This window comes from Pseudomonas migulae NBRC 103157 (genome assembly GCF_002091715.1).
Lineage (GTDB): Bacteria > Pseudomonadota > Gammaproteobacteria > Pseudomonadales > Pseudomonadaceae > Aquipseudomonas > Aquipseudomonas migulae_A.
In genome coordinates this window covers 119,346-140,802 of sequence record NZ_BDAG01000008.1, presented here as the reverse complement: position 1 = coordinate 140,802, position 21,457 = coordinate 119,346, and the positions used below count along the sequence as shown (strand labels likewise).

Here is a 21,457-nt window from a genome sequence, read left to right as displayed (position 1 = left end):
CCGTACGCGACGCTCGGATTTTTCGTATATCCGGGCGTCATGAGCCTGCGTTAGTCTGACCGTCCCTTGCTGTCTGCCGAGCTTTCCATGCCTGACCTGCTAGACCGCTACCCGCTGACGGCGGGCACTTATCACGAACTGCTCGACGACAGCGGTGCGGTGCGTGCGCACTGGCGTCGGCTGTTCGACCAGTTGCAACGCAGCACGCCCGCGCAGCTGGTGCAGCGTCAGGCGCTGTTGACCCGGCAGATTCAGGAAAACGGCGTGACCTACAACGTCTACGCCGACCCCAAGGGCGCCGATCGGCCGTGGGAGCTGGACCTGCTGCCACATGTGATCGCCGCTGATGAGTGGGCGTTGTTGTCAGCCGGGATCGCGCAGCGGGCGCGTCTGTTGAATGCCGTGCTGGCGGATTTGTACGGACCGCAGCGGCTGATCGCTGAAGGCCTGCTGCCGGCTGAACTGGTGTTCGGCCACAACAATTTCCTCTGGCCCTGTCAGGGCATTGCGCCGCCCGACGGGGCTTTCCTGCATCTGTATGCCGTGGATCTGGCGCGCACGCCCGACGGGCGCTGGTGGGTCACGGCGGATCGAACTCAGGCACCGTCCGGCGCCGGTTACGCCCTGGAAAACCGCACCATCGTGTCCCGGGCCTTTCCCGAGCTGTACCGTGATTTGAAAGTGCAGCACCTGGCGGGGTTCTTCCGCACGCTGCAGGAAACCCTGGCCCGTCAGGCGCCCAGCAATGATGAAGTGCCGTTGGTGGTACTGCTGACACCGGGGCGTTTCAACGAAAGCTACTTCGAACATCTGTATCTGGCGCGGCAACTCGGTTATCCGTTGGTGGAGGGCGGCGACCTCACGGTGCGCGATGCCACGGTCTATCTGAAAACCTTGAGCGGCCTGCGTCGCGTTCACGCGATCATGCGTCGGCTCGACGACGACTTCTGCGATCCGCTGGAATTGCGCACCGACTCTGCGCTGGGCGTGCCGGGCCTGCTCGAAGCCGTGCGGCAGGGGCGAGTGCTGGTGGCCAACGCGCTGGGCAGCGGTGTTCTCGAGTCGCCGGGGCTGCTGGGCTTTCTGCCGAAGATCAATCAATTCCTGTTCGGCGAAGAGCTGATCCTGCCCTCCATCGCCACATGGTGGTGCGGCGAAGCGCCGGTGCTGGCCCAGGCCTTGGAAAAACTGCCGGAGCTGCTGATCAAACCGGCGTTTCCTTCGCAGAGCTTCGCTCCGGTATTTGGCCGTGATTTGAGCGAAAAACAGCGTCAGGCGCTTGCCGAACGCATGCAGGCACGACCTTACGCCTATGTCGCGCAAGAACTGGCTCAATTGTCCCAGGCGCCGATCTGGCAGGCTGAGGACGGTCAGTTGCAGCCTCGAGCCATCGGCATGCGCATGTATGCAGTGGCCAGTCGCGATGGCTATCGGGTGCTGCCCGGTGGTTTGACCCGGGTGGCCGCCGAGGCCGATGCCGAAGTGGTGTCGATGCAACGCGGCGGCGCGAGCAAGGACACTTGGGTGCTGGGCGATCGGCCGCCGAGCGGCGAGCAGTGGAAAGCCCAACGCAGCATCGGCGTGCACGACCTGGTGCGGCGCGATCCGTATCTGCCGTCGCGGGTGGTGGAAAACCTGTTCTGGTTCGGCCGTTACTGTGAACGCTGCGATGACAGCGCGCGGTTGTTGCGGATCATGCTGGCGCGCTACGTTGACGGCGACGACCCGCAAGCTCTGGAGGCGGCTGTCGAGCTGGGCGAACGGTTGATGTTGTTGCCTGATGAAGGTGAGTTGCCTGAACGGCTGCTGGCGGCGCTGCTCGGCGACGACTGGCCGTTCAGCCTGCGTTCCAACCTGCAGCGCTTGCAGTGGGCGGCTTCGCAGGTGCGCGGCAAGCTCTCGCGGGAAAACTGGCAGGCGCTGGTGGAGTTGCAACGCGAGGCTATCGAGCTGGAAACCGAAGAACCGGATTTCGGCGAGTTGCTGGATTTCCTCAACCGTCTGGTGATGTCGCTGGCGGCGCTGTCGGGTTTTGCCCTCGATGACATGACCCGTGACGAAGGCTGGCGCTTCCTGATGATCGGCCGGCGGATCGAACGCCTGCAGTTTCTCAGCGGCAGCCTGGCGGCGTTCCTGCGCGGCAGCGGTGCCTTCGATCAGGCCGGACTGGAATGGCTGCTGGAGCTGGGAAACAGCAGCATCACCTACCGCTCGCGGTATCTGGCGGTGGCGCAATTGATCCCGGTGCTGGACCTGTTGCTGCTCGACGAGCAGAACCCGCACGCGGTGTTGTTCCAACTGAAACTGGTGACCCGCACCCTTAAACGTTTGAACGATGACTTTGGTGCGCCGCGCGAAGCGGGGCTGCCGCAATTGGTGGAGCGGCTGGCGCGCTTCGATCTGGGGTGTCTGGAGAATTCGCTGTTCGGCGAAGCCAGCGTTCGTGCCGCCATTGATGGGCTGGCGGATCTGCTGCAAGAAATCGCCGACGCCAGCGGACAAGTGTCGGATCGTCTGGCATTGCGCCACTTCGCCCATGTCGATGATGTCAGCCAGCGTACGGTGTCCGTCTGATGAGTGCCCGTTACCAGATTTTCCACGACACCCATTATCACTACGACAGTCCAGTGTCCCTCGCCCAGCAATTGGCGCACCTGTGGCCCCGATCGTGTGCCTGGCAGCGTTGCACCGAACAGCAATTGCAGATCAGCCCCGACCCGACATCGCGCCGGGACGAGCTGGATGTGTTTGGCAACCCGCTGACCCGGCTGGCATTCGAGCGGCCGCACGATGAGCTATTGGTCAACGCCCGGCTCACCGTCGAAGTGCTGTCCCGGCCAACGCTCGATTTCAATCAATCTCCGGCCTGGGAAGAAACCCGTAACGCACTGACCTACAGCAGTCAGCCGCTTTCTCCTGAATTGCTGGAAGCTTGTCGTTACCGGTTCGAATCGCCCTATGTGCATCTGAAGCGCAACTTCGTCGAGTTCTCGGAAAGTTGTTTCCCGGCGGGCCGTCCGCTGTTGCTCGGCGTTCAGGGGCTGATGGAGAAAATCTTCAGCGAGTTCACCTTCGACGCCGAAGCGACCCAGGTGGCAACGCCGCTGGTGGAGGTGCTGGAGCGCCGGCGTGGGGTCTGCCAGGACTTCGCTCACCTGATGCTCGCGTGCGTGCGTTCCCGTGGGTTGGCGGCTCGTTACATCAGCGGCTACCTGTTGACTCAGCCACCGCCAGGCCAGCCGCGGCTGATCGGTGCCGATGCCTCGCATGCCTGGGTTTCGGTTTTTTGCCCGGTGCTGGGCTGGGTGGATTTCGATCCGACCAACAATGTGCAACCGGCACTGGAACACATCACCCTGGCCTGGGGCCGGGATTTCTCCGATGTCTCGCCGTTGCGGGGGGTGATTCTGGGGGGCGGCAATCATGACCCGGAAGTCCGGGTCACCGTGATGCCACTGGACTGATGCAGACCACATGTGGGGGCGGGCTTGCTCGCGAATGCGGTGTGTCAGTCGACGTTAATGTTGGACGATAAACCGCTTTCGCGAGCAAGCCCGCTCCCACAGTGGGAATGTGCAGGAATTTGGGAATGGGGTATTTCGGAGGGGATTGTGAGGGTCAGCAACATCGCTGCTGACCCTGGACACAGATCCGGTGGGCCTGATCAGATCATCGGGCCCTGAGGGTCTCAGGCGTCGGGCGCCTGATCTTTCGGTGCTTCAACATCACTTTCTGCGGCCGCTTCACCGTCTGTTTCCGGGTTCAGTGCGGCGGCTTCTTCTTCAGCTGTAGCTTTCTTGCGCTGAAGCTTTTCCTCTTTCTTCTGCTCCTTGGCCAAGTCTCTCTGACGTTTGGCGAAGGAATAATTAGGTTTAGCCATGGGCGATCCTCTGGGGTCGAAGGTGAGGTTGAGCGGCGCATATTCTGCCCTGTATCGGCACCGAGCCGTTAGCTGGGTTTTTGCTCTGTCCACTTTGGCATCACGGTCGGCTGCCAGGCATTCAGGGCATCGAGCAGGGTTTGCGGCGATTCGCTCACTTGCAGCATGTCACGGTGTGCTTCGCGAACGAAGCCTTCGCCGACGATATGATCAAGAAAACCGGTCAATTTGCTGTAGAAACCGTTCACTTCCAGCAGCCCCAGCGGTTTGCCGTGGTAGCCGAGCTGGCCCCAGGTCCAGACTTCGAACAGTTCTTCCAGAGTGCCCAGGCCGCCGGGCAGGGCGATAAACGCGTCGCTGAACTCGGCCATCCGCGCCTTTCGCGCATGCATGCCGTCGACCACTTCCAGGCGAGTCAGGCCGCTGTGGCCTATTTCCTTGTCCTTGAGGCTTTGCGGGATGATCCCGATCACCTCACCGCCGGCCGCCAGCGCGGCATCGGCCACAATCCCCATCAACCCGACGGCGCCGCCGCCATAGACCAGGGTCAACTTGCGCTCGGCCAATGCCCGCCCGAGGGCGACCGCCGCTTCACGATAAGCCGGATTGGTGCCAGTGCTGGCACCGCAAAATACACAAACGGATGCTAAAGACATGCCTTACTCCATGGTCAGGATGGCCACAGAGTAAAGGCAGAGGCGCGGCGCTCCAAGGTCTAGACTTCGCGTTGGGACGTTTCACAGGTGCCACTGGCGCCACAGGCGTAAGCGGCGAGCAAGCTGCACAAAAAACTATTGATGGACATGACAGGCGCTCCGGATAAGTGATGACGACCTGATGATAGGGCCGCCCTAGACGTCTGGCTGGTAGATTGTTTCGATAGGTGTCATAGCTCTAAAGTTGTATACAATTTTTGATTCAGGTCATAGGAACTTGCGAAGTTTTCAGGCAGTCTTCTGTCCATTCGCATTTTTGTTAACCCTGCCTTGGAGATTCACCATGTTTGCCAAACTTGTTGCGGTATCCCTGCTGACACTGGCCAGCAGTCAATTGATGGCTGCCGAGTGCAAGACGACCATCGACTCCACAGACCAAATGTCCTTCAACACCAAGGCCATTGAAATCGACAAAAGCTGCAAGACCTTCACCGTTGAACTGACCCACTCCGGCAGCCTGCCGAAAAACGTGATGGGCCATAACTGGGTGCTGAGCAAAGAAGCTGACATGCAGCCGATCGCCACCGACGGCCTGGCGGCCGGTATCGACAAGAACTATTTGAAAGAGGGTGATGCGCGCGTTATCGCCCACACCAAAATCATCGGCGCCAAGGAAACCGACTCGGTGACTTTCGATGTGTCGAAGCTTGATGCTGCCGAGAAATACGGCTTCTTCTGCTCCTTCCCGGGCCACATCTCGATGATGAAAGGCACGGTTACGCTGAAGTAAGCGAATCGCACGCGCAAAAAAAGCGTCCACTCGGGACGCTTTTTTTGTGCCTGACGTTTGACCGCGTCATCGTTCATCGCCAGCAAGCCGGCTCCTGCAAGGTGAGGTCGTTCCCGTCATTCCGGAAAGACACACCCCTTGTAGGAGCCGGCTTGCTGGCGATGGCGTCGGTTCAGACGCCGACGCCATTACGGTGCAAACGGCATCACCCGTTTGTGATGGGTCTTTTTGTACGTATCGCAAATGATCTTGAACGCTTCCTCGCGCACCGGCTGCCCATGCAGGAACGCGTCGATCTCGGCGTAGGTCACGCCGTGGGACGCTTCGTCCGGTTTGCCCGGCGACAAATCTTCCAGGTCGGCGGTCGGGACTTTTTCTACCAGCGATTCCGGCGCACCGAAGCTGCGGGCTATGGCCCGGACCTGGTTTTTCACCAGGCCGCTCAACGGTGCCAGGTCGCAGGCGCCGTCACCGAACTTGGTGAAGAAACCCATCACGGCTTCCGCCGCGTGGTCGGTGCCGATCACCAGGCCATGGGCCGCGCCGGCGATGGTGTACTGGGCGACCATGCGCATCCGGGCCTTGGTGTTGCCGAGGACGAAATCCACCGACACCGCGTGCTTGCCCTCGAAGGCTGCCACTTCATTGGCCAGGGATTTGACTGCCGGGCCGATGTTCACGGTGTGACGCTCGTCCGGCTTGATGAAATCCACCGAAGCCTGTGCGTCGTGTTCATCGAACTGGGTTTCGTACGGCAGGCGCACGGCGATGAACTTGTAGTTGTCATCACCGGTGCGAGTGCGCAGTTCACACATGGCACGTTGGGCCAGCAGGCCGGCGGTCAGGGAATCGACGCCGCCGCTGATGCCGAGCACCAGGGTCTTGAGCCCGGAATTGAGCAGGCAATCCTGGATGAAAGTGATGCGCCGGGCGATTTCCGCCTCGAGGGCGGCCTTGTCGGCGAATGGTGGTTGAACCTTGAGCTGCTCAGCAATCTCACGCTGTACGGCTTGCATGAATTCACTCCTTGCTTGGTGTGCTGGAAAGGGCGGCAGGAACTTTGAAAACGTGTCGCAAGTAGGCGACGAAATTCGGGTCTTTGCAGTGAGTCTTGCCAGGCTCGTCGGAGATCTTTGCCACCGGTTGGCCGTTGCAGGCCGCCATTTTAAGCACGATGCTCATCGGTTCAACACCTGGAATATCGCACGTCAGGTTGGTGCCGATGCCGAAGCTGACATTGATCCGACCGCGTAATGCGCGAAATATTTCCAGCGCCTTGGGCAGCGTCAGACTGTCGGAGAACGTCAGGGTCTTGCTCATCGGGTCGATGCCCAGCTTTTGATAGTGGGCGATCGCCTTTTCTGCCCAGATCACCGGATCCCCGGAGTCATGACGCAGGCCGTCGAAGAGCTTGGCAAAATACAGGTCGAAGTCGTTGAGGAAGGCGTCCATGGTGATGCAGTCGGTCAGGGCGATCCCCAGCAGGCCGCGGTATTCGCGGACCCAGCAATCAAGGGCTGCAATCTGGCTGTCGATCAGTCGCGGTCCGAGTTGCTGGTGGGCCATGATCCATTCGTGGGCCATGGTGCCCAGCGGTTTCATGTCCAGTTCCCGGGACAAATGCACGTTGCTGGTGCCGACGAAACGTCCGGGGAAATCGTGCTTGAGCACGTTCACCACTTCTTCCTGCACTCGGTAGGAAAAGCGACGGCGGGTGCCGAAATCGGCTACCTGCAATTCGGACAATTCGTCGCTGCTGGCGTTGGCGGTCAACCAGTCGAACTTGCGATAAAGCTGCTCGCGCGCCTGCTCGAGAACGATGTCCCGGTAGCGATAGCGGTTGCGTACTTCGCTGACGATGGACAGCAGCGGCACTTCAAACAGGATTACATGCAGCCACGGCCCGCGCAGGCGGATAAACAGCTCGCCGTTTTCGATGCCGGTGTGGACGTAGCGCAGATTGAAGCGGAACAACCCGAGAAAACGCAGGAAATCCGGCTTCATAAAGCTGATGCGCTCCATGAAACTCAACTGGTCGGCGGTCAGGCTCAACTCGGCGAGGCGCTCGATCTGAAAGCGGATTTCCGCCAGGTACGGGCGCAGGTCTTCACTGTTGCGGCAACGAAACTCCCATTCGACTTCCACGTTCGGGTAGTTGTGCAGCACCGCCTGCATCATCGTCAGTTTGTAGAAGTCGGTGTCGAGCAGGTTCTGCACGATGCGATCGGCAAACACACTCTCGCTCATAAGGGAGGTCTCCACATTGAATACGGACAGTGGCGCATATCGGTACCGGTTATTACCAGCGATTTTTAGATCACCGCAGATCATTGTGGGAGCGGGCTTGCTCGCGAAGGCGGTGGGTCAGTCAATATTCATATTGGGTGTGCCGACACCTTCGCGATCAAGCCCGCTCCCACAGGGGATTGAGTGGAATCTTAGAGTTGCGGCATGTCCGGGCTATCAATCTGCTCCAGCATCCACTTCACAAAATCCCGCACCTTGGGCACTTCCGCCGAATGCTCCGGGTACGCCAGGTAATAGGCATCGGAACTGGGCATCGCATGCTGCCAGGGAATGACCAGTTTGCCGTCGGCCAATTCCTCTTCCACCAGAAACCGCGGCAACAGCGCCACGCCGCAGCCGACCTGCGCTGCGCGGATGCACATGTAGAAGGTCTCGAAGCGCGGCCCGTGGTAGCTGTGTTCGGTGTGGTAACCCTGACTGTCGAACCAGTCGTGCCAGGCCTGCGGTCGGGAGGCGTTTTGCAGCAGGACCAGGTCGGTGAGTTGTGTCGGATCGGTGAACGGCGTGGCCGGCAGGCTACTCGGAGCACACACCGGAACAAGCTCTTCGCCGAACAGCTTCAGGCATTCGGTGCGGGGCCGTGAGCCTGGGCCGAAATAGAACGCCAGATCGCTGCGACCTTGCAGCAGGTCATCGGCTTCCTGCTCGCTGCACAGGTCCAGATGGATCGATGGATGACGCAGGCGCCAACCCTTCAAGCGGGGCACCAGCCAGCGGGCACCGAAGGTCGGAGGGGTAGAGACGCGCAGGACTTCGGTTTCCCCGCCGTAGGAACGCAGGTAGTGGGTCGACATCTCGACTTGCGTGAGGATTTTTCGTACCTCGACCAGGTACAGATCACCGGCCGGGGTCATTTGCAGGCGTCGACGCACCCGGCGGAACAGCAGGTGTTGCAACAATTCTTCCAGTTGCGCAACCTGTTTGCTGACGGCGCTCTGGGTCAGGTTCAGCTCTTCGGCGGCCCGTGTGAAGCTCAAATGCCGGGTCACGGCCTCGAAACACTGCAGCGCGGTGATCGACGGCAGGTAACGTTTATTCAGCATGGGTTGTCCTTTTTCTTGTTTCTTTCTGACCAGCAATTCGCAGCATGAATAAACGGAATGATATCTCTCTTAAAGGTCGTTTGTTGGGTAACCTCCGGCGAGCTAAAACTACAGGCCTGATCAGTCGTGATTTTCCGGCTGTACGTTTTGTGTTTTTTGCTCGAGGAGTGACCCATGGTTGCCGCATTGCTTGATCGTCTTGGTGTGAACCCGGCCCTGTACCAGAACGGCAAAGTGCCGGTGCATTCGCCGATCGATGGCAGCAGGATCGCCTCTGTGAACTGGGAAGGCGCTGCTGAAGTCGAGCAGCACATCAGTCGCGCAGATCATGCGTTCGAATTGTGGCGCAAGGTTCCGGCCCCGCGCCGTGGCGAGCTGGTGCGTCAACTGGGCGACATCCTGCGTGAATACAAGGCCGACCTCGGCGAGCTGGTGTCCTGGGAAGCCGGCAAGATCACTCAGGAAGGCCTGGGTGAAGTTCAGGAAATGATCGACATCTGCGACTTCGCCGTTGGTCTGTCGCGCCAGTTGTACGGTTTGACCATCGCTTCCGAGCGTCCTGGCCACCACATGCGCGAAACCTGGCACCCGCTGGGCATCGTTGGCGTGATCAGTGCGTTCAACTTCCCGGTGGCGGTCTGGGCCTGGAACACCACGCTGGCGCTGGTCTGCGGCAACCCGGTGATCTGGAAGCCGTCGGAGAAAACCCCGCTGACCGCACTGGCCTGCCAGGCGCTGTTCGACCGTGTACTGAAAAACTTCAGCGATGCACCTGCGCACCTGAGCCAGGTAATCATTGGTGGCCGCGATGCTGGCGAAGCGCTGGTCGATGACCCGCGTGTCGCGCTGATCAGCGCCACCGGCAGCACCCGCATGGGCCGCGAAGTGGCGCCGAAAATCGCCGCACGATTCGCCCGCAGCATTCTGGAACTGGGTGGCAACAACGCGATGATCCTAGGCCCAAGCGCCGATCTGGACATGGCTGTTCGCGCCATCCTGTTCAGCGCCGTCGGCACCGCCGGTCAGCGTTGCACCACGTTGCGTCGCCTGATCGCACACGAATCGGTGAAAGAAGAAATCGTTACCCGCCTGAAAGCCGCTTACTCCAAAGTGCGCATCGGCAATCCGCTGGAAGGCAACCTGATCGGCCCGCTGATCGACAAACACAGCTTCGACAACATGCAGGACGCGCTGGAGCAGGCCTTGAGCGAAGGCGGTCGGGTCTTCGGCGGCAAGCGCCAGCTGGAAGACAAATACCCGAACGCTTACTACGTCTCGCCGGCCATTGTTGAAATGCCGGAACAAAGTGACGTGGTCTGCCACGAAACCTTCGCGCCGATCCTGTACGTGGTCGGTTACAAGGACTTCGACGAAGCCCTGCGCCTGAACAACGCCGTGCCACAAGGCCTGTCCTCCTGCATCTTCACCACCGACGTGCGTGAAGCCGAGCAGTTCATGTCGGCGGTCGGCAGCGACTGCGGCATCGCCAACGTCAACATCGGCCCGAGCGGTGCGGAAATCGGCGGTGCGTTTGGTGGCGAGAAAGAAACGGGCGGTGGTCGTGAGTCGGGCTCCGATGCATGGCGCGGGTACATGCGCCGTCAGACCAACACGGTGAACTACTCGCTGGAGTTGCCGTTGGCGCAGGGCATTACGTTCGACTGATGAAATAGTGGTGTGCTTGAAAAGATCGCAGCCTTCGGCAGCTCCTACGGGATTGTGCCTGGCTGCGGTTTTGTAGGAGCTGCCGAAGGCTGCGATCTTTTTGGCGGCTTGGTTAGGTTTCTGTTGGAGTCTGGCAATGCCGTTACGCGAAGAGTGTCTGTGGGAAAAACTGACGCCGCAAAGACCTGATAACGCGGCGCTCAAGGGCGAGGTGAAGGTCGATGTCTGCGTCATCGGCGCCGGGTTCACCGGCCTGTCGGCGGCGGTGCATCTGCTGGAACAAGGCAAAACGGTGTGCGTGCTGGAAGCCCATCGCGCGGGTCATGGCGGTTCGGGGCGCAATGTCGGGCTGGTCAATGCCGGCATGTGGATTCCACCGGACGACATCGAAGCCGGGTTCGGTGAAGCGGTCGGCAGTCAGCTCAATCGCATGCTGGGGGCGGCACCTTCGTTGGTGTTCAGCCTGGTCGACAAGTACAACATCGATTGCCAGTTACGCCGCGAAGGCACGCTGCACATGGCGCACAACGCCCGTGGCGAAGCGGACCTGCGCAGTCGTGAAGAACAATGGAAGCGTCGCGGTGCACCGGTCGAACTGCTGACCGGTCAAGCCTGCGAACAGGCAACCGGCACCAAGAAGATCGCCGCCGCACTGCTTGATCGGCGTGCTGGCACGATCAACCCGATGGCATACACCACGGGGCTGGCCAAAGCGGCCATCGGCCTCGGCGGTCAGCTGTTCGATCATTCTCCCGTGACCCGGCTCGAACGTCAGGGGCAGAAGTGGTCAGTGCAGACCGCACAGGGTTCGGTGCTCGCCGAGCAGGTGGTCATTGCTTCCAACGCTTACACCGAAGGCGACTGGACGGAGCTTCGGCGCAATTTCTTCCCCGGTTACTACTATCAGGTGGCTTCGGTGCCGCTGACTGAAGACGCCGCACAGCAAATCCTGCCCGGTGGCCAGGGTTCCTGGGACACGCGACAGGTACTCAGCAGCATTCGTCGCGATAAAGACGGTCGCCTGTTGCTCGGCAGTCTGGGTAATGGCAATCAGAAACCGACCTGGTTCCTCAAGGCCTGGGCCGATCGGGTTCAGCAGCACTATTTCCCTTACCTAAAACCGGTGGAGTGGGAATGCACCTGGACGGGTTGCATCGCTTTCACTCCCGATCATTTGATGCGCCTGTTCGAGCCGGCGCCCGGTTTAGTGGCAGTCACAGGCTACAACGGTCGAGGCGTGACCACTGGCACTGTAGTGGGCAAAGCCTTTGCCGATTATTTGTGTAACGGAAATCCTCAGGCACTGCCGATTCCCTTCGCGCCCATGCAGCCATTGGCTGGGGTGGGACTGCGTAGCTGTCTGTATGAAGCGGGATTTTCGCTGTATCACGCGGGCCAGTGCTTGCGGATCGTGATTTGATTGTTGAAATTTGTTGCCGGGAGCGGCGCTTTTCGGAGCAGCGACTAGCCTGTAAAAGGTGCGGGTTGTAGCAGTACCGCACCAGCAGTGTGCACTTCGGTGACGTACGTTGTTACAGGCTGGTTGCACGTCGTTTGGCGCCGCGGTTGCAATGATGGCGCGCGCGGGTTGCGCCTTTAAAAATAAATGGTTTTACCTTCAGCGGTTTAGACGGTTGCACGCCCAATGAAAATGGGCTCGAAACAGTCGAAAAAACAATAAAGCAGCGACTTTTTTCAGAATAAAAAACCGATGGCACGGCCCTTGCTCTGAGCATTCAGAGAAGTCGCAGTGCCAACTAAAAAAAACCTTGGAGCACCACCTCATGTCCCAGACGTTTTACAAGAAAGGCTTTCTGGCCCTCGCAGTGGCAACTGCGCTGGGTGTTTCTGCGTTTGCACAGGCTGACGTAAAAATCGGTGTGGCGGGTCCAATGACGGGCGCCAACGCGGCATTTGGCGAGCAGTACATGAAGGGTGCGCAGGCAGCGGCCGATGCCATCAACGCATCGGGCGGCGTTAACGGGGAAAAAATCGTACTGGTCAAGGGCGATGACGCCTGCGAACCGAAACAGGCTGTGACGGTCGCCAAGGACCTGACCAACCAGAAAGTAGCAGGCGTGGTCGGTCACTTCTGCTCCTCGTCGACCATTCCGGCCTCCGAGATCTACGACGAAGCAGGCATCATCGCAATCACTCCGGGCTCCACCAACCCACAAGTGACCGAGCGCGGCCTGAGCGCCATGTTCCGTATGTGCGGCCGTGACGACCAGCAGGGTATCGTGGCCGGCGACTACATCGTCGACGTGCTCAAGGGCAAGAAAGTCGTGGTTCTGCACGACAAAGACACCTACGGTCAAGGTCTGGCGGATGCCACCAAGGCTCAACTGGCCAAGCGCGGCGTGACGCCGGTGCTGTACGAAGGTCTGACCCGTGGCGAAAAAGACTTCAGCGCCGTGGTGACCAAGATCCGTGCAGCCGGTGCCGATGTCGTCTACTTCGGCGGCCTGCACCCGGAAGCCGGTCCACTGGTTCGCCAACTGCGTGAGCAAGGCCTCAAGGACGTCAAGTTCATGTCCGATGATGGCATCGTGACTGACGAACTCGTGACCACCGCCGGTGGCCCGCAGAACGTTGACGGCGTTTACATGACCTTCGGCGCTGACCCACGCCTGCTGCCAGACAGCAAGACCGTGGTAGACACCTTCCGCAAGGCCGGCACCGAGCCAGAAGGCTACACCCTGTACGCCTACGCTTCGGTTCAGACACTGGCGGCTGCTTTCAACGGCGCCAAGTCCAACAGCGGCGAAAAAGCGGCTGAGTGGCTGAAGAAAAACCCGGTTAAAACCGTGATGGGCGAGAAGACCTGGGACGCCAAGGGCGACCTGAAAGTCTCCGACTACGTGGTTTATCAGTGGGACAAGGATGGCAAATACCACCAACTGGAAAAACAGAAGTGATATGAGCTGCTGATCTACCCGGTGCCTTGTGCACCGGGTAGTCAACCAACATGTCCGTGCAGTACCTGTCTTTTCTCGTAGAGCTGCACACAACCGTGTTGCGCGGGTGGCTGAACCCCGGTCCGTCGCACCCGGCTTCTGTGCAGTCTCTCAAATGCGTGAGATTGCGTTATGGATGGTATTTTCCTGCAGCAACTGGTCAACGGTCTGACCCTCGGGTCGGTCTATGGCCTGATCGCCATCGGCTACACAATGGTCTATGGCATCATCGGCATGATCAACTTCGCCCATGGTGAGGTTTACATGATCTCCGCTTACCTCGCGGCGATCAGTCTGGCTCTGCTGGCATACTTCGGTATTGAATCCTTCCCTCTGCTGATGCTTGGCACACTGGTCTTCACCATCATCGTCACGGCGGTGTATGGCTGGGTCATCGAGCGTGTCGCCTACAAACCCCTGCGAAACTCCACCCGACTGGCACCGCTGATCAGCGCCATCGGTATTTCGCTGATCCTGCAAAACTATGCACAGATCGCACAGGGCGCCCGCCAACAAGGCGTACCGACCCTGCTGACCGGTGCATGGCGAGTGGAAGTCGGAAGCGGCTTCGTCCAGCTCACCTACACCAAGATCTTCATTCTGGTTGCCGCATTCGCCGGCATGGCCCTGCTGACCTACGTCATCAAATACACCAAGCTCGGCCGCATGTGCCGCGCCACCCAGCAAGACCGCAAGATGGCCTCGATCCTGGGCATCAACACCGACCGCGTGATTTCCTACGTGTTCATCATCGGTGCGGCAATGGCGGCCCTGGCCGGCGTGCTGATTACCATGAACTACGGCACGTTCGACTTCTACGCAGGCTTCGTCATCGGCATCAAGGCGTTCACCGCAGCGGTACTCGGCGGGATCGGCTCGCTGCCTGGCGCGATGCTCGGCGGGATCATCCTCGGGATTTCCGAGTCGCTGTTCTCGGGTCTGGTCAACTCGGACTACAAAGACGTTTTCAGCTTCTCGCTGCTCGTTCTCGTTCTGGTCTTTCGGCCCCAAGGCCTGCTCGGCCGTCCTCTTGTGTCGAAGGTGTAAGCGATGTCTTCAACCACTAAAAAAACCATTGATCTCAAAAGAAGCCTGGTTGACGCGATTCTTGCCGGTCTGGTCGCCCTCATTGTGTTCGGCCCGATTGTTGGCGTAGTCCTCGACGGCTACGGCTTCAATCTGGAAACGACCCGAGTGGCGTGGATTGTCGCCATCGTCATGGCCGGCCGCTTTGCCTTGAGCCTGTTCCTGCAAACGCCGAAAGGCCTGAGAATTCTCGAAGGCTTTGAAACTACCGGTTCGGGGGTTCATGTACTGGCGCCCGATTACAAATCCCGGCTGCGCTGGATCATCCCGCTGATGATCGTCATCGCCGTGGTGTTCCCGTTTTTCTCCAACTCCTACCTGCTGGGCGTGGTCATCCTCGGGTTGATCTACGTGCTGCTCGGGCTTGGTCTGAATATCGTGGTCGGCCTGGCCGGCCTGCTCGACCTCGGTTACGTGGCGTTTTACGCCATCGGCGCCTATGGGTTGGCACTCGGTTATCAATACCTGGGGCTGGGTTTCTGGACGGTGCTGCCACTGGCGGCGATTACGGCGGGGCTGGCCGGTTGCATCCTCGGTTTTCCGGTGTTGCGCCTGCACGGTGACTACCTGGCGATCGTGACCCTGGGCTTCGGTGAAATCATCCGCTTGATCCTCAACAACTGGCTGACCCTGACCGGTGGCCCGAACGGCATGCCGGCGCCGCTTCCAACCTTCTTCGGCCTCGAGTTCGGCAAAAGGGCGAAGGACGGTGGCGTTCCGTTCCATGAGTTTTTCGGTATCGCCTACAACCCGGACGTGAAGTACTACTTCATCTACGCGGTGTTGTTCCTCGTGGTGCTGGCCGTGCTGTATATCAAGCATCGTCTGACCCGCATGCCGGTCGGGCGCGCATGGGAAGCCTTGCGTGAAGATGAAATCGCCTGTCGCTCCATGGGTCTGAATCACGTGCTGGTCAAGCTTTCAGCGTTCACCATCGGTGCGTCGACGGCCGGTCTCGCCGGCGTGTTCTTCGCCACCTACCAGGGTTTCGTCAACCCGACCTCGTTCACCTTCTTTGAATCGGCCCTGATCCTCGCCATCGTGGTGCTTGGCGGCATGGGCTCGACCATCGGCGTGGTCATCGCAGCCTTTGTGCTGACCGTGGCCCCGGAACTGCTGCGTGGCTTCGCGGAATACCGCGTGTTGCTGTTCGGCATCCTGATGGTGTTGATGATGATCTGGCGACCGCGCGGCCTGATTCGGATCAGCCGTACCGGTGTGACCCCGCGTAAAGGAGTAGCGCCATGAGCGAAGTCGTACTCTCGGTCGAAAAGCTGATGATGCACTTCGGCGGCATCAAGGCGTTGAACGATGTCAGCCTGAAGGTCAAGCGCAACTCGATCTTCGCCCTGATCGGCCCCAACGGCGCCGGCAAGACCACCGTGTTCAACTGCCTGACCGGTTTCTACAAGGCCTCGGGCGGCAAGATCGAGCTCAACGTGCGTGGCGAACGGACCGATGTCATCAAAATGCTCGGTGAACCGTTCAAGGCGACTGATTTCGTATCGCCGAAAAGCTTCATCAGCCGGCTCCACTACAAGATGTTCGGCGGTACCCACCTGGTGAACCGGGCCGGCCTGGCGCGGACCTTCCAGAACATTCGCCTGTTCAAGGAAATGTCGGTGCTGGAAAACCTGCTGGTGGCCCAGCACATGTGGGTCAACCGCAGCATGCTTGCCGGCATCCTCAACACCAAGGGCTATCGCAAGGCTGAAAGCGATGCACTGGACCACGCCTTCTACTGGCTGGAAGTGGTGGACCTGGTGGACTGCGCCAACCGCCTGGCCGGTGAACTGTCCTACGGTCAGCAACGCCGCCTGGAAATCGCCCGGGCCATGTGCACCCGTCCGCAGATCATCTGCCTCGACGAACCGGCCGCCGGCCTCAACCCTCAGGAAACCGAAGCGCTGAGCGCGATGATCCGGCTGCTGCGCGACGAGCACGATCTGACCGTGGTGCTGATCGAACACGACATGGGCATGGTTATGAGCATTTCCGACCACATCGTGGTGCTGGACCACGGCGTCGTCATCGCCGAAGGTGGCCCTGAGGCGATTCGCAACGATCCAAAAGTGATTGCAGCCTACCTGGGTGCCGATGAAGAGGAGGTGGCGCTATGAGCAAACCTATCCTCGAACTCAAAGACCTGGACGTATTTTACGGCCCGATCCAGGCCCTGAAAAAAGTCTCGATGCACATCAATGAAGGGGAAACCGTCAGCCTCATCGGCTCCAACGGCGCGGGCAAGTCGACCCTGCTGATGTCGATCTTCGGCCAGCCGCGCGCGGCAGACGGGCAGATCCTCTATCAGGGCGTGGACATCACCCATAAGTCGTCGCACTACATTGCGTCCAACGGCATTGCGCAATCACCGGAAGGCCGGCGCGTGTTCCCCGACATGACCGTCGAGGAAAACCTGCAGATGGGCACCATCCCGATTGGTGACAAGTACGCCAAGGAGGACATGCAACGCATGTTCGAGCTGTTTCCGCGTCTCGAAGAGCGGCGGACCCAGCGGGCCATGACCATGTCCGGCGGCGAACAGCAAATGCTCGCCATCGCCCGTGCGCTGATGAGCCGACCCAAGCTGCTATTGCTCGACGAGCCGAGCCTGGGTCTGGCGCCGATCGTGGTGAAACAGATCTTTGCCACCCTGCGGGAACTGGCCAAGACCGGTATGACCATCTTCCTGGTCGAGCAGAACGCCAACCACGCGCTCAAGCTGTCGGACCGGGCGTATGTCATGGTCAACGGCGAGATCCGTCTGACGGGCACCGGCAAGGAGTTGCTGGTGAACGAAGAGGTGCGTAACGCTTATCTCGGCGGGCATTGAATCCTGTTGAAATACCCAAAGCCCCGACGAGCAATCGTCGGGGCTTTTTTACGCCTCCAATACGCCGCAAATCCCTTGTGGGAGCGGGCGTGCTCGTGAAGGCGATGTTTCAGTCACGTTGATGCCAGATGTGCCACCGCTTTCGCGAGCACGCCCGCTCCCGCAAGGTTGTCGGGGAATTGTGGAAAACAAATTTGCCAAGCTCTCAAAGCGCGACATAAAGCCGCTGCAAATAGTTGTTTTGTCACGGTTTTGACTTGTCCCCGTTTGCTGTGGAGCTGGCTGTGAATAACATGGGAGTAGCTGGCTGAAGGCCTTTAGAAACGTGGCTTGCAGAGATGTGGTTGTTTTTTGATCAGGCCCTTTTGCCGAACCTGCGGTCTACTTTGTCAACCTTTTTATCAGTGCCAAAAATGGTCTGAAAGGGTTGAGGGCAGCCTGTGGATAAGTCTGTGGTTAAACTCTGGAAAGACTCGGCTGAGGGCCGTAGTTACTGGCTCGGCGCCATCGCCGGTTGACCGGGTCAATCGTGCAAAATGCCATGGGCTACACAGTGAGCGCTCCAGGGTCAAGCAAAAAACTTTGTGATCTGCCCGCAAAGCCTTGTGCACAGCGGCTTTCAGCTTTTTCACTTGCCCCCGGAAACTGTGGACCGGCCTGTGGATAACGTGCGCGTATATGGCTGCAGGCCGCGGGGGATATGGTGTCGCCGGCATTGATCGTTTTTCGTACAGCTTTTGTGGTGGTTGCCGCTGTCGGCAAGGCCGGGCATGCTGCCAGCTGATTTTCTATTCCAATGGCTGCCCGTCGGCCGAAGCAAGGAGAACACGATGTCCAACACCCTGTTTATTACCGGCGCGACGTCCGGTTTTGGTGAAGCCTGTGCCCGTCGTTTTGCCGAGGCTGGCTGGAAACTGGTGCTGACAGGTCGTCGTGAAGAACGCCTCAATGCCCTGTGCGCCGAGTTGTCAAAGCAGACCGAGGTCCATGGCCTGGTGCTCGACGTGCGTGATCGCAAAGCCATGGAGGAGGCGATTGCCAATCTGCCGCCGTCCTTCGCCAAGCTGCGCGGGCTGATCAACAACGCCGGCCTCGCGCTCGGCGTGGACCCGGCGCCGAAGTGCAACCTTGATGATTGGGACACCATGGTCGACACCAACATCAAGGGCCTGATGTACAGCACTCGTCTGCTGCTGCCGCGCCTGATCGCCCATGGTCGTGGCGCCAGCATCGTCAACCTCGGTTCCATCGCCGGCAACTACCCGTATCCGGGCAGTCACGTGTATGGCGCGAGCAAGGCGTTCGTCAAACAGTTCTCCCTGAACCTGCGCTGTGACCTGCAGGGCACAGGCGTGCGTGTCAGCAACATTGAGCCGGGCCTGTGCGAGAGCGAATTCTCGCTGGTGCGCTTTGCCGGTGATCAGGAGCGGTACAACGCGACCTACGCCGGTGCCGAGCCGATCCAGCCGCAAGACATCGCCGACACCATTTTCTGGGTGCTCAATGCGCCGGCCCACATCAACATCAACAGCCTCGAGCTGATGCCGGTGAGCCAGACGTGGAGCGGGTTTGCGATTGAGCGTAATGGTGGCAAGGCGTAAGACCGCGTTATCGTTCTTCGCGAGCAAGCACGCTCCCACATTTGAATTGTGTCGGTCACAAGATATCGAATGTGGGAGCGGGCTTGCTCGCGAAAGCGGTGGGACAGTCAGCCGAGATAATCAGCCAGTCCGCGATAGCAGGTCGCCAAGTGATAAGGCGTGGTCGAAGGCATGTCCTGACGGCTCACTTCACCGTTCTCATCGCGGCATTCATACCAGCCCTCTGCATGCAGCGAACGCTGTTGCAGCGCCTGCAATTGGCGCAATACCGATGCCCCGCTGTCCGGGCGCAAGGTCAGCGCACGCAAGTATTCAGCCTGAGCCCAGATGCGTTGGGTGCCATCCTTCGATTGCCCGTCCAGCGTGAGCATTGCCCGCACCGCCCCACTCGATTGATCGACACCCAGCTGCTCGGTGTACGCAAAGGCGCGTTCCAGGGATGCGTGCAGTCTGGAGCCACGCAACAAAGGTGAAGATTCCAGCAGGAAATACCACTCGAACTGATGCCCCGGTTCAAACCAGTTATCCACAGCGCCGAGCGGTTTTTCCATCAGCACACCGTGGTGCGGATCGATAAAGCGCTTCTGCATGGCTGTGCATAACTCAACGAGCGCGCGCTGCACGGCGAGGTCTTCGCGCACCGACAGCGTGGCGAGGAATGCTTCGGCCAGGTGCATCAGCGGGTTTTGCAGCGGCCCGGTATTCAGCGACGACCAGTCACGTTCAAGGCACGCTTCGTACAGGCCGTCGCCCGTGGCAAAACGCTGCGCAACCACTTCCAGCACGGCGTTGAGCACCGATTCCACCAACGGCTCGCGAACCTTGTCCCAGTAATGGGCGCAGGCGAAGAGAATGAAGGCGTGGGTGTAGAGATCCTTGCGCTGATCCAGCGGCGCGCCCTGCGGGTCAATGCTGTAGAACCAGCCACCGTGTTCGGCGTCATGGAAATGTTGCTGCAACGAGCGGAACAACGCCGCGGCACGCTCTTCGGCGCCCGGCACCTGGCCGATCAGGCTGGAGAACAGATACAGCTGTCGCGCGCAGGCCATGGCCCGGTAGCGTTGAGGTGGCAAAGGTTGATGCCCGGCGTCCAGCGCCTCGTAGGGCAGTGCCAGCTCGGCATTCCAGCCGGGGCCTTGCCAGAGGGGCACGATCACGTCCTGGAAATGCGCTTGCACAGTGGCAAACAGAGCGGTCAATTCAGGCTGGAGAGCGGAGCGGGAAACAGGCGGCATTGGCTGGCGTCGTCACGGCAGGGTTGATTGCGCGACATGTTATCAGGCCTGAGAGATGTGGTGTCTGTCAGTCCGCCTTCGCGAGCAAGCCCGCTCCCACACTGGAACGGAGTACACCGAACCAATCTGGGAGCGAGCTTGCTCGCGAAGAGGCCATCACCGGCACTACAAAATCAACCCGCCAACAACCAAACCCCTGCCGCCGCCGAAGCCGCGCCCGCCAGACGAACCAGCGGCGCCGCCACCTGCGGCAACGCTCTAACCACCGCATAACCGGCCGCGTGCAAGGCCGCCGTCGCCGCCACAAATCCTGCGGCATACGCCCATGGACTCGACATGTCCGGCAATTCCAGCCCATGCGCCACACCATGGAACAGTGCAAACAATGCCGTCGCACCCACCGCCAAACCCAACGGCGGACGCACTGCCAATGCCACCGCCAGACCCAGCGCCAGCACCGATGCGGCAATCCCGCTTTCCAGTGCCGGCAGGTTCAGCCCCTCAAACCCAAGCAGTCCGCCGATCAGCATGGTGCCGACAAACGTGAACGGCAGCGCCCAACGCGCAGCGCCTTTCTGCTGTGCCGCCCACAATCCGACCGCAACCATCGCCAGCAAGTGGTCGAGGCCGCCGATCGGGTGGCTGATGCCGGCGATCAATCCATTGTCGCCGTGGCCGGGATGGGCAAAGGCGATGGCTGGGGTCAGCAGCAGGGCCATGGCGCCGAGAATGCGTTTAAGTGACATGGATAAGCTTCCTTGTTGATAAGTGGGGGGGGCGTGATCAGGCTGCGGTCAGCAGGCCCTGGCGTTCGATGAACGCGATGATGTCTTCCAGGCCCAGTCCGGTTTTCTGGTTGCTGAAGACAAACGGTTTGCCGTTGCGCATGCGTTTGGTATCGCTGTCCATCATCTCCAGCGAAGCACCCACCAAGGGGGCGAGGTCGATCTTGTTGATCACCAGCAGATCGGATTTGCAGATCCCCGGCCCGCCCTTGCGCGGCAGCTTGTCGCCGGCCGAGACGTCGATCACATAGATGGTCAGGTCAGACAGTTCCGGGCTGAACGTGGCCGACAGATTGTCGCCACCGGACTCCACCAGGATCAGGTCCAGCCCCGGAAAGCGGCGGTTCAGTTGATCCACGGCTTCGAGGTTGATCGAGGCGTCTTCGCGGATCGCCGTATGTGGGCAGCCGCCGGTTTCCACGCCGATGATCCGCTCCGGCGCCAAGGCTTCGTTGCGCACCAGAAAATCAGCGTCTTCGCGGGTGTAGATGTCATTGGTCACGACGGCCAGGTTGTAGCGATCGCGCAACGCCAGACACAGGGCCAGCGTCAATGCGGTTTTTCCGGAACCGACCGGGCCGCCGATGCCGACGCGCAGGGGTTGTGTGTTCATGTGGTT

19 protein-coding genes are annotated in these 21,457 nt (G+C 60.0%); 11 read left to right on the top strand and 8 right to left on the bottom strand.

All coding sequences use genetic code 11. The features are described from left to right. Nucleotides 1–87 precede the first annotated feature (87 nt). Together PMI01S_RS08810 and PMI01S_RS08805 are read left to right on the top strand one after the other, a co-directional pair. A complete protein-coding gene (locus tag PMI01S_RS08810) occupies nt 88–2,574 on the top strand; it encodes a circularly permuted type 2 ATP-grasp protein (RefSeq protein WP_084319318.1) in 2,487 nt (828 codons plus the stop codon). After that, nucleotides 2,574–3,464: a transglutaminase family protein gene (locus PMI01S_RS08805; protein WP_084319316.1), complete on the top strand. Its 891-nt coding sequence runs from the start codon at nt 2,574–2,576 to the stop codon at nt 3,462–3,464. Before PMI01S_RS08810 ends, PMI01S_RS08805 begins: the two co-directional genes overlap by 1 nt. Before the next feature lie 224 nt (nt 3,465–3,688). Here the strand turns inward: PMI01S_RS08805 and PMI01S_RS08800 are convergent, their stop codons facing one another. Both PMI01S_RS08800 and PMI01S_RS08795 read right to left on the bottom strand, forming a co-directional pair. Then, nucleotides 3,689–3,880, bottom strand: a complete 192-nt coding sequence (locus tag PMI01S_RS08800) for a hypothetical protein (RefSeq protein WP_084319314.1) — start codon at nt 3,878–3,880, stop codon at nt 3,689–3,691. A 68-nt stretch (nt 3,881–3,948) separates the two neighbouring features. Then, nucleotides 3,949–4,536 (bottom strand): cytokinin riboside 5'-monophosphate phosphoribohydrolase, encoded by a 588-nt coding sequence (locus PMI01S_RS08795; RefSeq protein ID WP_084319312.1) that lies wholly within the window; start codon nt 4,534–4,536, stop codon nt 3,949–3,951. A 343-nt stretch (nt 4,537–4,879) separates the two neighbouring features. On the opposite strand from PMI01S_RS08795, the gene azu reads away from it, so the two are divergent. Further along, on the top strand, nt 4,880–5,326 hold the full coding sequence (azu, locus tag PMI01S_RS08790; RefSeq protein ID WP_017336273.1) for an azurin: 447 nt from the start codon (nt 4,880–4,882) through the stop codon (nt 5,324–5,326). 188 nt (nt 5,327–5,514) lie between these two features. On the opposite strand, the gene nadE is transcribed toward azu, so the two are convergent. From nadE to PMI01S_RS08775, 3 genes are all read right to left on the bottom strand, one after another. Continuing rightward, entirely contained in the window at nt 5,515–6,342 is an 828-nt protein-coding gene (gene nadE / locus PMI01S_RS08785; RefSeq protein ID WP_084319310.1) for an NAD(+) synthase, read from the bottom strand. Between the two features lie 4 nt (nt 6,343–6,346). Next, entirely contained in the window at nt 6,347–7,573 is a 1,227-nt protein-coding gene (gene pncB, locus PMI01S_RS08780) for a nicotinate phosphoribosyltransferase (RefSeq protein WP_084319308.1), read from the bottom strand. 191 nt (nt 7,574–7,764) lie between these two features. Beyond that, nucleotides 7,765–8,676 carry a LysR family transcriptional regulator gene (locus tag PMI01S_RS08775; protein ID WP_084319306.1) on the bottom strand — a complete coding sequence of 304 codons (912 nt, stop codon included), beginning with the start codon at nt 8,674–8,676 and terminating at the stop codon, nt 7,765–7,767. A gap of 174 nt (nt 8,677–8,850) precedes the next feature. Between PMI01S_RS08775 and amaB the strand changes: the two genes are divergently transcribed. The 8 genes from amaB (at nt 8,851) to PMI01S_RS08730 (ending at nt 18,818) form a co-directional block, all read left to right on the top strand. Further along, on the top strand, nt 8,851–10,341 hold the full coding sequence (amaB, locus tag PMI01S_RS08770) for an L-piperidine-6-carboxylate dehydrogenase (RefSeq protein WP_084319304.1): 1,491 nt from the start codon (nt 8,851–8,853) through the stop codon (nt 10,339–10,341). Between the two features lie 136 nt (nt 10,342–10,477). After that, nucleotides 10,478–11,761: an L-pipecolate oxidase gene (gene amaA / locus PMI01S_RS08765; RefSeq protein ID WP_084319302.1), complete on the top strand. Its 1,284-nt coding sequence runs from the start codon at nt 10,478–10,480 to the stop codon at nt 11,759–11,761. Between the two features lie 364 nt (nt 11,762–12,125). Beyond that, nucleotides 12,126–13,259: a branched-chain amino acid ABC transporter substrate-binding protein gene (locus tag PMI01S_RS08760; protein WP_084319300.1), complete on the top strand. Its 1,134-nt coding sequence runs from the start codon at nt 12,126–12,128 to the stop codon at nt 13,257–13,259. Between the two features lie 171 nt (nt 13,260–13,430). Continuing rightward, the gene (locus PMI01S_RS08755; RefSeq protein WP_008035385.1) at nt 13,431–14,345 is read left to right on the top strand and encodes an ABC transporter permease subunit; all 915 of its coding nucleotides are present in this window, start codon (nt 13,431–13,433) and stop codon (nt 14,343–14,345) included. Nucleotides 14,346–14,348: 3 nt separating this feature from the next. Continuing rightward, complete coding sequence (livM, locus tag PMI01S_RS08750; protein WP_084319298.1) at nt 14,349–15,632, top strand: high-affinity branched-chain amino acid ABC transporter permease LivM; 1,284 nt, start codon at nt 14,349–14,351, stop codon at nt 15,630–15,632. Next, nucleotides 15,629–16,504 (top strand): ABC transporter ATP-binding protein, encoded by an 876-nt coding sequence (locus PMI01S_RS08745; protein WP_084319296.1) that lies wholly within the window; start codon nt 15,629–15,631, stop codon nt 16,502–16,504. Before livM ends, PMI01S_RS08745 begins: the two co-directional genes overlap by 4 nt. Continuing rightward, nucleotides 16,501–17,217 carry an ABC transporter ATP-binding protein gene (locus tag PMI01S_RS08740; RefSeq protein ID WP_084319294.1) on the top strand — a complete coding sequence of 239 codons (717 nt, stop codon included), beginning with the start codon at nt 16,501–16,503 and terminating at the stop codon, nt 17,215–17,217. Before PMI01S_RS08745 ends, PMI01S_RS08740 begins: the two co-directional genes overlap by 4 nt. 830 nt (nt 17,218–18,047) lie before the next feature. Then, nucleotides 18,048–18,818 carry an SDR family oxidoreductase gene (locus PMI01S_RS08730; RefSeq protein WP_084319292.1) on the top strand — a complete coding sequence of 257 codons (771 nt, stop codon included), beginning with the start codon at nt 18,048–18,050 and terminating at the stop codon, nt 18,816–18,818. Nucleotides 18,819–18,925: 107 nt separating this feature from the next. Here PMI01S_RS08730 and PMI01S_RS08725 read toward each other — a convergent pair whose 3' ends face one another. The 3 genes from PMI01S_RS08725 to ureG form a co-directional block, all read right to left on the bottom strand. Further along, a complete protein-coding gene (locus PMI01S_RS08725) occupies nt 18,926–20,053 on the bottom strand; it encodes an AGE family epimerase/isomerase (protein ID WP_084319290.1) in 1,128 nt (375 codons plus the stop codon). A 173-nt stretch (nt 20,054–20,226) separates the two neighbouring features. Continuing rightward, the gene (locus PMI01S_RS08720; protein ID WP_084319288.1) at nt 20,227–20,799 is read right to left on the bottom strand and encodes a HupE/UreJ family protein; all 573 of its coding nucleotides are present in this window, start codon (nt 20,797–20,799) and stop codon (nt 20,227–20,229) included. A gap of 37 nt (nt 20,800–20,836) precedes the next feature. Further along, a complete protein-coding gene (gene ureG / locus PMI01S_RS08715; protein ID WP_084319286.1) occupies nt 20,837–21,451 on the bottom strand; it encodes an urease accessory protein UreG in 615 nt (204 codons plus the stop codon). Nucleotides 21,452–21,457: the final 6 nt, after the last annotated feature.

Excerpts from the sequence above, each read along its gene's own strand:
- PMI01S_RS08810 (WP_084319318.1), top strand. The coding sequence starts at position 88 with ATGCCTGACCTGCTAGACCGCTACCCGCTGACGGCGGGCACTTATCAC.
- PMI01S_RS08805 (WP_084319316.1), top strand. The coding sequence starts at position 2,574 with ATGAGTGCCCGTTACCAGATTTTCCACGACACCCATTATCACTACGAC.
- PMI01S_RS08800 (WP_084319314.1), bottom strand. The coding sequence starts at position 3,880 with ATGGCTAAACCTAATTATTCCTTCGCCAAACGTCAGAGAGACTTGGCC.
- PMI01S_RS08795 (WP_084319312.1), bottom strand. The coding sequence starts at position 4,536 with ATGTCTTTAGCATCCGTTTGTGTATTTTGCGGTGCCAGCACTGGCACC.
- azu (WP_017336273.1), top strand. The coding sequence starts at position 4,880 with ATGTTTGCCAAACTTGTTGCGGTATCCCTGCTGACACTGGCCAGCAGT.
- nadE (WP_084319310.1), bottom strand. The coding sequence starts at position 6,342 with ATGCAAGCCGTACAGCGTGAGATTGCTGAGCAGCTCAAGGTTCAACCA.
- pncB (WP_084319308.1), bottom strand. The coding sequence starts at position 7,573 with ATGAGCGAGAGTGTGTTTGCCGATCGCATCGTGCAGAACCTGCTCGAC.
- PMI01S_RS08775 (WP_084319306.1), bottom strand. The coding sequence starts at position 8,676 with ATGCTGAATAAACGTTACCTGCCGTCGATCACCGCGCTGCAGTGTTTC.
- amaB (WP_084319304.1), top strand. The coding sequence starts at position 8,851 with ATGGTTGCCGCATTGCTTGATCGTCTTGGTGTGAACCCGGCCCTGTAC.
- amaA (WP_084319302.1), top strand. The coding sequence starts at position 10,478 with ATGCCGTTACGCGAAGAGTGTCTGTGGGAAAAACTGACGCCGCAAAGA.
- PMI01S_RS08760 (WP_084319300.1), top strand. The coding sequence starts at position 12,126 with ATGTCCCAGACGTTTTACAAGAAAGGCTTTCTGGCCCTCGCAGTGGCA.
- PMI01S_RS08755 (WP_008035385.1), top strand. The coding sequence starts at position 13,431 with ATGGATGGTATTTTCCTGCAGCAACTGGTCAACGGTCTGACCCTCGGG.
- livM (WP_084319298.1), top strand. The coding sequence starts at position 14,349 with ATGTCTTCAACCACTAAAAAAACCATTGATCTCAAAAGAAGCCTGGTT.
- PMI01S_RS08745 (WP_084319296.1), top strand. The coding sequence starts at position 15,629 with ATGAGCGAAGTCGTACTCTCGGTCGAAAAGCTGATGATGCACTTCGGC.
- PMI01S_RS08740 (WP_084319294.1), top strand. The coding sequence starts at position 16,501 with ATGAGCAAACCTATCCTCGAACTCAAAGACCTGGACGTATTTTACGGC.
- PMI01S_RS08730 (WP_084319292.1), top strand. The coding sequence starts at position 18,048 with ATGTCCAACACCCTGTTTATTACCGGCGCGACGTCCGGTTTTGGTGAA.
- PMI01S_RS08725 (WP_084319290.1), bottom strand. The coding sequence starts at position 20,053 with ATGCCGCCTGTTTCCCGCTCCGCTCTCCAGCCTGAATTGACCGCTCTG.
- PMI01S_RS08720 (WP_084319288.1), bottom strand. The coding sequence starts at position 20,799 with ATGTCACTTAAACGCATTCTCGGCGCCATGGCCCTGCTGCTGACCCCA.
- ureG (WP_084319286.1), bottom strand. The coding sequence starts at position 21,451 with ATGAACACACAACCCCTGCGCGTCGGCATCGGCGGCCCGGTCGGTTCC.